We start from the raw sequence: 14,073 nt of genomic DNA, 5'->3' as shown, positions 1-14,073 counted from the left end.
TACAACCATGCAAACCCGGAACGGCGTTCAGTTGTATTCCGCCTCAGACATCTGTGGTTTTCTGGAGTGCCAGCACCTAACGGCACTGGACCTTCAGCATCTTGTTGCCCCTATGGAAAAAGCGCCGGCAAGCGAGCAGAACCGCCTGATCCAGGGCAAGGGGCTCGCTCATGAAGCGACGTTTCTTGAACGACTCAAACGCGAAAATGCTCACGTAGTCGACATTGCCGAGGGCAATCCGAGTTTCGCGCGGCGGGTGGAACTGACCATTGAGGCCATGAAGGCTGGTGCGGACATCATCTTCCAGGCTTCGCTCCAGGAAGGTGCCTTTATTGGGCATGCCGACTTCCTGCGTAAGGTGCCGCGGGCGTCGACGCTGGGCGATCATAGCTATGAGGTGATCGACACCAAGCTGGCCAAGTCTGCAAAGGCCAAGTTCCTTGTGCAGGTTGCGCTTTACTCGCGAATGCTGATTGCAATCCAGGGCATACAGCCGCAGTTCATGTATGTCGTACTGGGTGATTCTGCGCGTACGGAGCAGGCGTTTCGGGTCGCTGACTACGCCGATTATCTGGAGCAAGTGCTGCAGCGTTTCACGGCGTTCGTGAATGGTGACGGACAACCTGTGACGTACCCGGAGCCATGCGGGCATTGCGGGTTTTGTGTGTGGCGCGATCGCTGTGACGAACAACGGCTGCAAGACGATCACCTCTCGGCAGTCGCTGGCATCAGCCGCTCGCAAATCAAGAAATTGCAGGCTGGTGGTGTCACCACATTGCAGCAGTTGGCGAACAGTACCGATGACTTGCGCATCCCCAAGTTGCAAGTGGAGTCGCTGGGCAAGTTGCGCCATCAGGCGCGTTTGCAGTTCCAGGGGCGCTCCAGTGATGGCCCGTTGTTCGAGTTTCTGCCGGTCGTGGGGAAAAGGCGTGGTTTTAACCGAATGCCCACGGCGGTTGAGGGCGATCTGTTCTTCGATATGGAGGGCAATCCGCTGGAGGAGGGCGGCCTGGAATATCTCTTCGGTCTGTATATCGACGAAGGTGGCCAACAATCCTTCAAACCCTTCTGGGCACATAGCCGAGAGGCAGAAAAGATCGCGTTCGAGCAGTTCATCGACTGGGTCATCGCTCACCTCAAGCGTTACCCCAGCGCACATGTCTACCACTATGCCAGCTATGAAGAGACGGCCATCAAGCGCCTGATGAGCCAGCACGGTACACGCGAGGCACAAGTGGACTGGTTGCTGCGCAACGGCAAGCTGATCGACCTCTACAAGGTTGTGCGCGAAGCGATCCGGGTGTCTGAGCCCAGCTACTCGATCAAGAACATCGAGCATTTTTACATGGGGCAGCGAGACGGCGACGTTACCAATGCCGGTGCGAGCATCGTGTTTTATGAGCGTTGGAAAGAGACTGGCGAGTCGGCGTTGCTCGAGCAGATCGAGCGGTACAACGAAGACGACGTGCTATCCACCTATCTTCTGCGCAACTGGCTTTTGAGCATTAAACCGTCGGATGCGAGCACTCTCTCCGAGCCTGAAACAGAAAGCGAGAAAGCTGTAGCGGAACAAAAGGAGATTGAGGTTCGTCTGGAAAGCTATCGCGATCGTTTGCTCGCTGGCTTGCCCGCCGCCGAATGTGCCCTGAGCGAAGCGGATCAAGTCAGGTTGCTCACCTTCCAGCTGCTTGACTTCCACCGTCGGGCAGACAAGCCGATATGGTGGCAGTTGTTCAGCCGTCAGGACATGACCACTGAGGAGCTGCTGGAGGATATCGAGAGCCTGGCCGGTTTGCGGCGTACAAAAACGCCGCCCGAACCGATCAAGAAATCATTTCTGTTTGAATACAGTTTCGAACCTCAAGAAAGCAAGATGCGCACGGGTTCCCAAGGCGTCATCACAGAGTCCCTGTCCAATGTGCAGTTGGTTAACCTGGACAGTAACGCGTGTCTGGCGATGTTCAAAGCCACCGCGCACAACGCGCCACCGGATGATTTCGACATGATTCCCGGCAGGCCGATTCCATCGACTTCGCTGCGCGAGGCACTGTTTCGCTATGCCGACAGCGTCTTGGCCGGTGAGCAGCGCTTCCAGGCGGTGTCGGACTTTCTCCATCGACGCGCTCCGCGGGTGAAAGACGTCCAGCCGGGTGCGCCACTACTGGATCCACGCCTGACGACGACGGATGCCATCAAGCAGGTGGTACGCAATCTTGAGAACAGCGTGCTGTTTATTCAAGGGCCGCCGGGTGCCGGCAAGACCTACACGGGCTCGCACGTCATTGTTGACCTGCTCAAAGCAGGCAAGCGCATCGGTGTGACCTCCAATTCGCACCATGCCATCAACAACCTGTTGTCTGCTGTTGAGTCTCGCGCACAAGCAGAGGGCGTTGCATTCAAGGGGTTGAAAAAGTCATCGGAGGGAGAGGGCACTGAGTTCACTGGTTGCTGCATTCGCTCCATCGAAGACAAAAAGGATTTCCTTGATGCCTGGGGGCCGGGAATTGACCTGACTGCGGGTACTGCCTGGCTATTTGCCGACGAGACCTTCACCGAGGCGTTGGATTACCTCTTCATCGACGAGGCCGGTCAAGTGAGCGTGGCGAACCTGGTTACCATGGGCATTGCGGCACGCAACATCGTCTTGATGGGCGACCAGATGCAATTGTCGCAACCAGTGCAAGGCGTGCACCCTGGCCGTTCCGGTGACTCTATCCTCGATTATCTGCTGGATGGCACGCCCACCATTGCGCCTGATCGTGGGGTGTTTCTGGCGCAAACCTGGCGGATGCATCCGCACGTTTGCTCATTCATTTCTCATGCGGTGTACGAAGGTCAACTGTCGTCGGCACCAAGAGCCGAGCGGCAGGTGTTGCGACTGGATGGCCAGCGCCCGGACGTACCGGGCAGCGGACTGATGTTTTGCCCTGTGGAGCACGACGGCAACGGCCAGAGTTCCGATGAAGAAGCCGCATACGTCAAAGCGCTGTACACGTACTTTCTGCAGCAGCGCTATGTGGATAACACCGGCGAGGAGCACGCTGTGTCTCTCGAAAACATCCTGGTCGTGGCGCCCTATAATTTGCAGGTACAGCTGTTGAAGCAGGTGCTGCCGGCGGGTGCGCGCGTCGGCACTGTGGATAAGTTTCAGGGGCAAGAGGCAGAGATTGTCATCGTCTCGATGGCGACGTCGAATGAAGACTACCTGCCCAGGGACATCGGCTTCCTGTACTCGAAAAACCGTTTGAATGTAGCGGTCAGCCGGGCGAAGTCGCTGGCTTGTATTGTCGCCAGTCCTGATCTGACGGCCATTCGTTGCCAGACGCCGCAAGACATGAACTTGGTCAACGGCTTGTGCATGGCGGTCAGGTACGGAACGGTCGACGAAACCCGTCAATCCCAAGAGGTTTTGCTATGAAAAATCTGTTCGCAATTATCGGTGTCATCGTCGTTGCCGAGAAGGGCTACCAGTTTGTCCGTGAATACATGGAGATGAAACAGGAGCTGGACCGACGTGCTTCTGATTCGGCCTGACAAACGCCGATAACGTCGACAACTCCGTCTTTTTCTGCTTCCAACGGGTGTCTGCTTCGGCCAAGTTGGCGCGACCGTTCAGCTAAGGTCCCATTTCAATGCGAGGTTCGTGATGTGTAACGACCAAGAGGATGGTCGCTCGGATGACCCAGGTCCCGCGCAAGTTAGAACCGAGGATGAGGTCGAATACAGCGAGGAATTCGCCGCCATGATTCTGGAGCAGGAGGCGAAGGGCTGCTTTCAGGAAATTGATGTCGATGACATGCTCGCTCTGCTCGACCGCATGATCATCGAGGCCCAAGGCGTGGGGCGGAAACTACAGTGACTGGGGACAAACCTGACTGTTGATACAGATGTCGTCAGCCGGTTTGGCTGAAATCCTCGACGGCTGGATCTCTTCTTGGCTGGCCGCGGGTGAGTCGTCCTCCGAATCGGGTTGAGCAGATACACCCGCGGCTGAACGAGCATGAGCCGGCCATCGACGAGGGGCGTCATGCCCCTCGTATCAGAGATTTGAGCGTCAGTCATTCATCAGCCACGGCCTCAATTCCTTGAGGTTGCTCACTACAACTTGCTGGGCCTCAGGGCTCGTCGCCAGGTTGCGCGGGTCGATCTGATAACGCTGCAACACATACTTCACCAAGGCCCTGCGGCTGGGCACCACTAATTGTCCTTGCGTCATCCCGAAGTCGGTTTCGATGATTGCCTTCTGCGCCTCGTTCAATCGCCCATCGGGCTCGAAGATAACCGGAATCTCGACATTCCAGTCTTCATCCAGCTCCCGTGTGTTCGGCGATTCGTCGAGCAGGTCCGGCTGCCCGCGCAGGCGGCTGAGCACGAAGTCGCGGTACTGGCCATTCTTTTCGCAGTAGGCCCGCACATGCCAGCGCATGCCGGTGTACACCAGCGTGTGAGGGGCGATGAGGCGAACCTCTACGTTCGGGGTATTGAACGACACGTACTCGGTTTCCAGGCGCAGGCCTTCGCGGCAGGCCTTGAGCAAGGGGCGCAGAATCTCCGGTCGAATGGGGCGATCCGGCACTTCCAATACCTTGGTGTGCGCATAGGCCAGTGCCAGTCCATCAATGTGCGGGGCACGCTCATTGTTCTGATAGAGCAGGTGCAAATAGGCGCTGGCACTGTCGTCGATGAACAGGGGTTTGAACTGCTTGCTCGGCACATACCCCTTGAGCTGCTTGTCATATGTCAAGTTTTTGGGCGCATGCTCGGTGATGTAGGTATTGATGTCCTTGGATGCCTGCTGGCGGCTGATGCCAAAGCTCTGCATCAAGTGCCCCGTGGTCAGCCTGCCTTCCCACCAGGCAACGGTCTCGATCAAACGATAGCGAAGTGCCAGGTCCCAGCGTACCTGTTCAACGGATTGCTTGCGTTTCATACCCTCTCCATGTGCGCGAATACTTTACCTGTATAAGTCTACATTCTAGACCTGTCGTTTATAACTACATATCGTGTGTCTGTCTTCGAAATAAATTGAAGTCACGAAAGGATGTGGACATGACTATGTCTGAAGCGGTTTCGACAGGGGCTTTGGTGTTGATCGGGGTGATCCTGACGGTGCTCCTGATGCAGTACCTGAGGTTGCGAGAAATCTGGCACGTGGCGCTTGCCTGCCGCCAGGACGCACGTTGGGCGCGGATCTGGGAGATGGAAAACCGGGAGCTACGTTCGGCACTGCGTGCTGAGAAAGCGCACATCGAGCAGTTGCAAAGCAAGCTGGTGATTTTGCAGAACTTGATCTCTGCAGAGCGATAAGGGAAGTGCATGAACAGACTTGAACGGATCAAAGGCTGCCTGCTGGGTGGTGCTGTCGGAGACGCGCTTGGCGCCCCCGTGGAGTTTCTTGAGTGGCCTGCCATCGAAGCCAAGTTCGGTCCGCAGGGCATCATTGATTTTGCCCCGGCTTACGGCAACACCGGCGCCATCAGCGACGAAACGCAGATGATGCTGTTCACCGCAGAAGGTTTGCTGCGCGCTTTTGTGCTTGGCAGTTTACGGCAGGCGTGCCATGTCCCGAGCATTGTTCACCAAGCGTTGCTGCGCTGGCTGATGACCCAGGATTACCCCTCTGCGATACCGATCGTCACAGATGGCTGGCTGATCAAGCAAGTCGAACTCTGGTCTCGTCGCTCCCCAGGCACAACTTGCCTGAATGCACTAAAGGCCAGCGCGCGGTTGGGAGCGGTTGCCGAGAACAACAGCAAGGGCTGCGGCGCCTTGGTACGTGTTGCACCCTGTGCATTCTTTGCCAATGCATTTGACTACGCGGCGCAGTCTGGACGCCTGACGCACGGGCATCCGACGGGCTACCTGGCGGCAGGGCTATTCGCCGACATTCTTCAGCGTGTTGTCGAAAGACAAGACAGCCTGGAACACGCGGTAACTCAAAGCTTGGCCAAATATGGGCAAGTACCTGGTATGGAAGAAACGCGCAGCCTCATCGAGCGCGTGCTGTTTTTCTACTACGAGGGCTATACACCCACCCCGCAACGCATTGGCGACCTTGGCGGTGGGTGGGTTGCCGAGCAGGCGCTGGCGATTGGACTGTGGTGTGCGCTGACAGCACGATCACTCGAAGAAGGGGTGATCACGGCGGTGAATCACAGTGGCGATAGCAACAGCACAGGGCTTGTCGCCGGGCACTTGTTGGGTGCCCAGTATGGTGCTGCTGCCATTCCTGCCCGCTGGTTCGAACGCCTGGAACTGCGCCAGGTGATCGTGCAGGTAGCCGAGGAGCTTGAGCGTGTTCCACGTGATTACTGCGGGGTTGGTGGCGCGTTCGACGAGCAGATCGAATTGGCTTATCCGGGCAGTTGAATGCACCGATGGCAATACATCAGCGAAGAGACCAAGGAGCTTTAGAATGCCCATCAAACCCAGGCCCTTCACCTTTGAATGTGAAGGATGCGGTTGGACAAAGACAGTGGCACCGCAAAGTGATGTGCTGATGCCCGGCGAGTGGTTTGACCAGTGCCCGAGGTGCGGGAGCAAGGCACTGAAGATGCGCACCGCAGGGTGGCTTGAAGGGGCGTTGGCGGAGTTGCTGGCGCGGCGGCGATTTTGAGCGCACAGGCCAGGGTTCAGCGCCCTGGCCAGCAACGGCCTGCCAGCAGGCAGGCCTGGGTTAGTAACACGCTGTGTGCCGGCGTTTAGCGGCGTATTCGAGTGCGAAGGAAGTCATCAGGCTCGACAGAGGTTCTGGTGCGAACGAGTTCGCAAACCTCCAGGGCTTTTCGAGCGGCCAGCTTGAGCGTTCGACGAAGGCCTTCGCATTCATCAACGAGTTTTTCCAGCCCGGAAGAATCGAACATTTGCTCAGAGATGGGGAATGCTCGATCAATTCTGTCAAACAGCGCCGTTCCGCCTATTTCCAGCGCATCGAGCTTGAACGCATTGAACTCGCCCTTGCGGCCTTCCAGTTGCGCAATATCGGCCTGGATGGCCTGCTTGTAGGCATCGAATACGGTATCGAGCTTGCTGTTAACCTTGCCGACTACATCCACTTTACGGTTGATCGAGCGCAGGAACTGCTCGAACGTCAGGCCGCTGGAGGGGTAGTCTTTCTTGCGCGTGGACGAATAGGCGCACATGCCGGCGTACTCGATACCCGCGAAACTCAGGTCGTCGGCTACTTGCTCCATGATCTCGAGAATATCGTCCTGAGACTTCACATCCGCCTTGTTCAACACGATATACAGCGACTCTGCGCGGAACGGCGTGGACTCGATGAACTCGATGTCGGACTGGTCGATGGTCCCGGCCGGGTCAAGGCCGATGACCCAGACCAGCGCCGATGCCTGATTGACCAGGGAGGCTGCAGTGCTACGGTCGGAGGCCGCGGCCCCACCCGTGGTACCCGGGTTGTAGCCGGGCGTATCGATGATGCACAGGTTGCCGAACAGCTCCGGGTCCATGGGAACCTTGACGCTGATGAAGGGCAGGATGCGCCGCAGGTCGAAGCCGAAGGCCTGAACATATTCGTGGCACATCGACGCGTACAGGCTGGGCTCCAGGTCGATGGCCCCACCGTTATACGAATAACCCTTGATCCGGGTTTCTTCGGAGCACACCACGTAGCTGGGGACCACGGTCACCGGGTTGATGCCGGTCGCCAACTTCACGCTCGGGTTACGGATGAAGCTGTTGACGAACGCCGACTTTCCGCTGCTGAAACCACCCGCAATGCTCAGGATGGTTTTGCCGGCAATGCTCGGGAAGTTGTTCAGCATCTGCATCTCGGCGAGGATCGCCTGCATGTCGAGCACTGCTTGGGCTTCACCGGCCAACGACGATTCTCGGCTGGCGAACTCCATGTAGTCGTGGTTGATCAGGTCGGCGAATTTGGCCAGCTCTTCATTACCGGGCGGTTGCTGGGCCAGGACTTTGCTCACCAGGGAAAATTTCTCGGTTAGCGACAGGTGCTGCTTGTTGATGTCGGCGTAGTTGTCTTCCAGGTGCTGCTGGGAGGCCTTCAGTTGTTCGGTCAGGCTTTCCAGTAGGTCGACGTTCTGCTCCGTGGAAATCAACTGGTTCTTATGTTCCTCCAGGTACGTCTCCAGCTCGGCAATTTGTGCCAGCGCCTGTGCCTTGCGTTCCTCCAGCTCGGCCGCATTGGCTCGTTCTGCCTGCAACTGGGTTGTTAGCGCTTCATTGTCCGACTCCAGCGAGTCGATCTGTACAGCCTGCCCGGTGCACTGTTCGGCCAACTGCTGTTTGGCGTCGTTCAGTGCTTCGATCTGCTGTTGCGCGTCCGAGAGGGTGTGCCCAAGTTCAGCGATACGCTGTTCTTTTTCCACCAGCGCCTGCTTGCGATCTGCTAGCTGCTGTTGAAGGGTGGCGATCTCGGCAAGCGCCTGGTCCTTGCGTGCTTCCAGCTCTGCCGTATTGGCCTGTTCTGCCTGCAACTGGTCGCTGAGCGTCTCATTGCGCGACTCCAGCGTGCGGATCTGCTCAGTCTGCTCGGCGCACTGCTCGGTCAACCGCTGTTTGACGTTGTTCAGCGCTTCGATCTGCTGTCGAGTATCGGCCAGGGTGTGCTGGAGTTCCTGAATGCACCGCTCTTTGTCGACAAGCTCCTGCTTGTGATCGGCAAGGTGCTCTTCGAGCTCTGCGATCTGGGCCATGGCCTGAGCCTGCCGCTCTTCCAGATCCTTGGCGTACACCTTGGCCTGGGCCAGTGCGAGCATAGCCTTCTGGAGCTTGCCCTTCTCCTGCGCTAACGCTTCGGAGGTCGAGGCCAAATTGGTTGTTTCAAGCTGCAACGCATCGACTAGCGAGCCGTTGCGCGATTTTAGCTCGCCGATTTCGTCGTTCTGGCCCGCGCACAGCGCGGACAATTGCTGATTGGTGCTGAAAAACGTGTCGAGCTGGCACTGGGCATCATCCAGGTGGCCCTGAAGTTCAGCTGCCAGCTTCTTGCGTTTGAACTGCCAGAAGCGGGACAGCGACTCCAGCGTCGAGCGTGCCTGTTCATGAATGGCTGGCGGGTTGCTCACAGGGTGACCTCTTCGGCCTTGCGTGCCAGACGTTCAAGCCGGTCAATGGTTTGAGCCGCGTTGTCGACCTGATCCTTGAGCACATTGATCCGGCGTTGAATCTCATCGACGAAGGAGTTGGAGATGGTGGAAGGTGCGTTGCGTTCAACATCGTTGATGAACGAACTGATCTTGCTTTTGACCTTGCTACCCAACGAGCCGATGAAGTCATCGGCGGCATCCTTGAAACGTTCGGCCTCGTAGCCCTTGAGCGTGCCGTTGCTTTTCAGGGAGTCAGGCAACGAAATGCCCAAGTCAAAGTCATCGTCAGGAATCGATTGAATGATCGAAAGAATCGCGAGCTTGATCATTTGCGCATTGGCATCCTGTTCAAGCACCTCACGGATCTTGGGCGTGAGGGTCCGGGCCAGTTCTTCGTTCAACCCGCGATGAGAGCTCTCCACCTTGGCGCCCAGCTCATCCTGGATGTCGTTCATGAACTCGTTGATGGTGGAGATGACCTGGCTACTGATGATCTTGGCGCGGACGACCGTTTTCTCGGTAGTGCCGCCGCCCCAAAGCTTGCGGGCAAACCAGCTGCCAACCCCAGGGTTGTCGACGACAATGGTTTCACTGAAAGAGCCTTCCGCGTCTTTGACAGTGGACTGCGTCTCGCGAAGCAATTGCGCAGCTGTCTTGCGCATGTCGTCACGCAACTTCTGGCGGTAGTCGGCCATGGTGTATTTGAAGCTGACATCCAGTTCCAGCGAGAGATCCAGTCGCTTCGATTCCAGCGAAGCCAGTTGTTCGTCCAGCTGATCGACGTTGGCGTTCTTTATCTGGATGACCTGGTTGCGTGCCAGGGTGATGATCAGCGCCTTGAATGCCTCAAGGTTCTTTTGTTTGCGAACCATCAGGTTGGCGATTTTTTCCCGCGTGATCTCCGTTTTCTTCTCGCGGACCTGGGCAAGCATGGCGTTGATCGCGTCAATGTTTGCCAAGCTGTCCAGGCTGCTCAACGACAGTGCTTGGTTGTCACGAGTGAAGTAATCCGGGTAATCGGTGGACAGGTTGTCCCAGGTCACCTGCTCGTTCGAGTCCCAGGTTTCGGGCGTTTCGAAGCGGCGGTTGAGGCTGTGGCACAAGCCGGAGCTATGCAGCAGGTTACGGTGTACCGATCCGATCAGGTTGTCGAACACCGAGCCCACTTCCGGGCTGCTCATCTTGAGGTCTGCAAGGGTGCTCTGTGCCCGTGCCGACAGCTGGGCACGGATGGCTTCCACGGCATCGCTCAAGCGCGCGCGTTTTTCGCTGCCGTACAGTTGTGTGTCGATCTGGCTGGCCACCAGTACCAGTTCCTGAATGCCTTCCTTCTGGGTAATACGCCCCATCACCTCAAGGTCTTGCTCATTGAGGAACTGGCCGGCCGGGCTGACGATGAACACCACGTCGCAGGTTTTCAGCAATTCGACCGTGCGCTCTTCGCGCGACTGGACCGGATCGTTCATGCCGGGGGTATCGATGATGCAGATATCGCGTAGTGCCTCCAGCGGCATGGCGACATGAACCGTCTTGGTGAACGGCATGTACGTGCCGTCGGCACCGACATAGTTGTGCAGACGAGCCGCCAGCTCTTTCGGGTTACCTGCCTGAATCTCGCTGTGCAAGTGCAGGGTGGCCGCATCGAGCCCTGACCTCTTCATGCGCTGGAACTGGTCGTATGCCGCGAACAAGCCTTCTTCGCGTTGCAGTTCGCTCAAGGCTTTTTTATCGGCCATGATCGTCAGTTGCGCCATATCGAGGGGCGCGCTATTGGCTTGGGCGTTACGACGCCTCACCAGCTCTTCCAAGCATTCGCGCTTGCGCGTGGCAAGGCGTTGCTCGAACTGGTCCGATTTGAAGCGGATCGCGGCGATGTCCGTTTCGCTGTAGAACTCAACCTTGGCCTGGAACACTTCGCCCCAGGTAATGGTGGTCAGTGCAGCGGTCATGGGTGTTGCGGCCTTCGGCAGGATCGGTTCGCCATTAAAAATCAGCGCATTGAGCAGCGATGACTTTCCGGCTTTCACACGACCAACAATACCGATGTTCATCAGCCGGTTCTGGTCCTGCAACGTCTGGCACGCTTGCGCGAGCTGTTGCGGTTGGTCGATGCCGTTCAGCCGCTTGAACTGCTCGATTTCGCGCTCAAACAGGTCCTGGTTGCTTGCTGCCAGCGTGTGCAGGCTTTCGCTAAAAGCGACGAGTGATTGGTAATCCATTATGTCGTTCGCCTTACTTGTAGAGGTGTTCGTTTGCAGCGGCTTTTACTGCGGTGGCAAGGTTTTCCAGCACAGCAGTCTTCTCGCTGATCTGCGCTTCAAGCTGCAGGCTTTCCTGTGCAATTGAGTCGATCACATGCTTTTGCTTGGTGATCTGCTCTTCGAAACCGTCGCTGATCTTCTTCAGCATGGCGTTGAGCTGCTCGTCGATGATTGCAGGAATTTTTCCGCGCAGTTCCGCCTTGATGTTGGGGAACACTTCGCCGGTCAGTTTCTGGCGAAACTTCTCGCGCTCGTTACCGCCACCGTTAAACATCTTGAGAATTTCGGGCAAGAAGATGATCACCAGCTCTACCAGCGGATTGACCACGGTGGTGGTGACAGCGAGCACGGTAGAGAGGCTGCGGTAGAGCATGACGCCGCTGTTCTTGTCTTCCTCGGCACGATTGCTCAGGCGTGTCGACCAGTCGCTGAGCATTTCTGTGGTGCGCTCCAGCGAGAACTTGACTTTGTTGGAAAGTTCCTCGCTCCAGTTGCCGCTGATGTCCAGTACGGACATCTGGCTGCTGGTGGCACTGAGGTTGCTGGCAATCCGGTCGACCATGTTGGTGGAGATGTCCTGCACTTCAGATTTGATCGTGCTGGACAGGCTGCTGCGGATGATGTCGGAGAGTGCATTCGACAGGGCACTCGGGTTCTTGCTGCTGCCCAAGGTGACCAGCTCGTCGAGGGAGTCATTAAGCGCGTTGTCCAGGCCGCGCAGGCTACGGTCGAGCATTTTTCCCGAGTAGCGATCTTTCAGGTCTGACTCGACGTCTTTGCGTTGCTCCAGCAGCTTGGCCAAGGCCTGCTCGAGTGCGCGTGCGGTTTGCTCGCTCTCGGCCTTGTCCTTTTTCAGCATGCTCAGCGCCAGGTTAATCTGCGCCAGTACTTCGAAGTTCTGGTCCTTGAGGATGTCGATGAACAGGCGCGAGAACAGCACGTCAGGCTGCAATGCGGTCAGTGCATTTGTCAGTTCTTCACCACCACGGTTGCCGATAGTGATGCTGCGGTAGTGCTCGCCGAAATACACCCCGAGCTGGTCGTCAATGTAGGCCTGCACGTCTTCAACCTGGTCGGCGGCGCGCAGGTTGCATTTGCTCAGCAGGAAGGTGAAATCGGTGTTGTAGGTTTTTAGCTCGTCGAGTTTGCGCAGCATCGACTGCGTAATGTTGCCGTCCTCGATGCTGGTCAGCACCACGAAGTGCACACCGCGCGGCAGGTAGTAAGCAATGGCCTTATTGTGGTTTTCCAGCGATGAGCCGAAGCCCGGCATGTCGACCAGCACCAGGGGCGCAATGGCTTTCAACGCCTCGCTGTCGAGGTACAGGCGCAAGTGTGAAAACTCGCTGGAACGACGATTGATGGTACTCAGCGCTTCAACAGGCAAACGTTCCTGCACACCGTCGGGTTTGATTGCCAGCAGATAGGGCTCAGATGAATAACGCAGTTCGGTCGCCAGTTCAGTTTCCGGCGCGATTCCAACTGGCAAAATGTCCTGGCCCATCAGCGCGTTCAACAGCGAGCTTTTACCGGCGCTGAAGGCCCCGATTACGGGCACCACAAGCTCGGTCTCCATCACTTTTGGTAGCAATGACTGATCGAATGAAAACGCTTGGTCATTGAGCAGCACCTGCATTTTCTTCAAGTAAGTGGCGAACTCTTTCTGGCTTTCGAGCATGGTGATATTCCTTTAAGTGTTGATGGTCTGCGCGAAGGCATGGCATAGGGTGCACAGAGGCTTATGCGTTGGGATATTCAAGTAATCGCTGGTCTTTTCTCGTCGTGCGAGAAGGGGGCCGGCCCGAGAAGGTTACAACCGCAGTTGCCGCATTCGGGTCGCGTTCAGGGCCGTTCACGAGGTCAGTGCGTCACTGCTTGGCTCGTGGTCTTGTTACAGAAGCATTGAGTGCAATGGAAGGGGAGGGCAAAGGCATGCACACGTCCTTGTCTGTAGGGTGTTGATCGCGCATGCCCAATAACTGATGGCATATCGCTTCCCGGATGAGATTGCGTTGGGTGACCAATAGATCGGCGCTATCTGTTCTGTCTGTATGATGGCACTTTGATTCGGTATGGTAAACTGTCAACAAAACGCCCATATCCCGGGGTTTTCTTCAGATGCAGCGCTCATTTTCAAGGCCTTGCGCGGAGGTGCATGATTGAAATATTTACCTGTATGCTTAACCAGCATTCAGGCGCTGCACGTGTGACTGCAAGCGGTAGGGATAAAACGAAAGCCGGCCAAGCTACTTTCTCGCCAAAAAGCATTTGGCGAAGGCTTCATTTTTTTGGCGGCGAAATGTAATTAAAGCTTAAGGAGTTTGAGGCCAGGGCGATATGCTCCTTAACGCGAAATTTGGCGGACACCGAGTAATGGCGGGAATAAAATCCAGACGCAGTTAAAGCATTGATTGCGGCCTTTGCAGGCGACTCCCGTCTTCGTGCGGATGTATGCGAAGCGTAGGGCTCCCAAGGCCCTCACCCAACTCCGCGGCACTTTGCTGTCTCGCCTGATCTCCGACCAGCTGCGTTTACTGGAGGCGGAGTCGAATCTGGAGAACACTCTGTGAGCGATTTTGTAAGCGATTCGGAAAGCAAGAAATTCAAGGGCTGGATGATTGCAATGGGAAAGATGCCAAGTACCGCCACCACCTACCCGGCTAGAAATCTTCAAGGCCAGGTCGGAACGACCGTTTCGCAATAGGCAATGAGCATTGATCCGCCAGGCTGGATTCCCTCCGGGT

General features: G+C 56.7%; 8 protein-coding genes. 4 read left to right on the top strand and 4 right to left on the bottom strand.

Translation table 11 applies throughout. The features are described from left to right. Nucleotides 1-7 precede the first annotated feature (7 nt). Both REH59_RS25285 and REH59_RS25280 read left to right on the top strand, forming a co-directional pair. Nucleotides 8-3,418 (top strand): TM0106 family RecB-like putative nuclease, encoded by a 3,411-nt coding sequence (locus tag REH59_RS25285; RefSeq protein ID WP_060546514.1) that lies wholly within the window; start codon nt 8-10, stop codon nt 3,416-3,418. Between the two features lie 228 nt (nt 3,419-3,646). Continuing rightward, on the top strand, nt 3,647-3,859 hold the full coding sequence (locus REH59_RS25280) for a hypothetical protein (RefSeq protein ID WP_034100785.1): 213 nt from the start codon (nt 3,647-3,649) through the stop codon (nt 3,857-3,859). Nucleotides 3,860-4,054: 195 nt separating this feature from the next. Here REH59_RS25280 and REH59_RS25275 read toward each other — a convergent pair whose 3' ends face one another. Continuing rightward, nucleotides 4,055-4,930, bottom strand: coding sequence for a WYL domain-containing protein (locus tag REH59_RS25275; RefSeq protein ID WP_024947249.1), 876 nt, complete (start codon nt 4,928-4,930; stop codon nt 4,055-4,057). A gap of 119 nt (nt 4,931-5,049) precedes the next feature. Here REH59_RS25275 and REH59_RS25270 point away from each other — a divergent pair, with 119 nt between their 5' ends. Both REH59_RS25270 and REH59_RS25265 read left to right on the top strand, forming a co-directional pair. Then, nucleotides 5,050-5,307: a hypothetical protein gene (locus tag REH59_RS25270; RefSeq protein WP_024947250.1), complete on the top strand. Its 258-nt coding sequence runs from the start codon at nt 5,050-5,052 to the stop codon at nt 5,305-5,307. A 9-nt stretch (nt 5,308-5,316) separates the two neighbouring features. Continuing rightward, nucleotides 5,317-6,369 carry an ADP-ribosylglycohydrolase family protein gene (locus REH59_RS25265; protein WP_060546516.1) on the top strand — a complete coding sequence of 351 codons (1,053 nt, stop codon included), beginning with the start codon at nt 5,317-5,319 and terminating at the stop codon, nt 6,367-6,369. A 332-nt stretch (nt 6,370-6,701) separates the two neighbouring features. Here REH59_RS25265 and REH59_RS25255 read toward each other — a convergent pair whose 3' ends face one another. From REH59_RS25255 to REH59_RS25245, 3 genes are read right to left on the bottom strand one after another with little or no spacing between them, the layout of a single operon-like run. Continuing rightward, nucleotides 6,702-9,047: a dynamin family protein gene (locus tag REH59_RS25255; protein ID WP_060546517.1), complete on the bottom strand. Its 2,346-nt coding sequence runs from the start codon at nt 9,045-9,047 to the stop codon at nt 6,702-6,704. Next, complete coding sequence (locus REH59_RS25250; protein ID WP_060546518.1) at nt 9,044-11,287, bottom strand: dynamin family protein; 2,244 nt, start codon at nt 11,285-11,287, stop codon at nt 9,044-9,046. The genes REH59_RS25255 and REH59_RS25250 overlap by 4 nt, the downstream gene beginning before the upstream one ends. A gap of 13 nt (nt 11,288-11,300) precedes the next feature. Continuing rightward, nucleotides 11,301-13,007: a dynamin family protein gene (locus REH59_RS25245; protein WP_060546520.1), complete on the bottom strand. Its 1,707-nt coding sequence runs from the start codon at nt 13,005-13,007 to the stop codon at nt 11,301-11,303. Nucleotides 13,008-14,073: the final 1,066 nt, after the last annotated feature.

It is taken from the genome of Pseudomonas sp. BO3-4 (genome assembly GCF_034044115.1).
GTDB lineage: Bacteria > Pseudomonadota > Gammaproteobacteria > Pseudomonadales > Pseudomonadaceae > Aquipseudomonas > Aquipseudomonas alloputida.
Note: the sequence above shows the minus strand (reverse complement) of the source record. Positions and strands in the feature narration are given on the sequence as shown.